A 550-nucleotide genomic window follows, 5' to 3' on the forward strand; every position below is an offset into this window, starting at 1 on the left:
CCTCATTTGACGCCGAAGTCACTGGCTTATGCTCCCGTCCGGGAGCGTTTTTTTCCCATTGGACTGCCCCCACGACCGTAGCCACAGATATTCAGGTTTACTTCTGCGATCCTCAATCTCCCTGGCAACGCGGCTCAAATGAAAATACAAACAGATTACTCAGACAGTATTTTCCAAAAGGAACTGACTTATCAGTTCACAGCCAGCAAAGACTAAACAGTGTTGCCAGGCAGCTCAACGAGAGGCCAAGAAAAACGCTAGACTATGAATCACCCGCAGAGCGTTTTAACCAATGTGTTGCATCCACCTGTTGAACTCACAGCGGCGTACTTCGCAAAGCTGTCCGACTGAGGTACGCCTTTATCCGTGACAACTCCTGTTGCTGGCCTGTTCGCCTGCTCTGTCGGGTGCTGGATGTTCATCCTAGTGGTTTTTACGCCTGGCTTCAGCAGCCGCATTCACAACGCCATCAGGCAGACCTGAGACTGACAGGACAGATTAAACAGTTCTGGCTGGAATCGGGATGCGTCTATGGTTATCGCAAAATCCA

At 50.4% G+C, this 550-nt stretch carries 1 protein-coding gene and 1 pseudogene; both read left to right on the forward strand.

Translation table 11 applies throughout. The features are described 5' to 3' along the window. Positions 1-314 (forward strand): IS30 family transposase (locus tag FDW88_RS01970; RefSeq protein WP_256372512.1); only part of this gene is annotated, 314 nt, incomplete at its 5' end. Between the two features lie 12 nt (positions 315-326). Continuing rightward, a pseudogene (locus FDW88_RS01975) lies at positions 327-550 on the forward strand (IS3 family transposase); the annotation flags it as partial.

Origin of the sequence: Citrobacter sp. wls829, from assembly GCF_005280825.1 — a bacterium.
GTDB classification, from domain to species: domain Bacteria; phylum Pseudomonadota; class Gammaproteobacteria; order Enterobacterales; family Enterobacteriaceae; genus Citrobacter; species Citrobacter gillenii.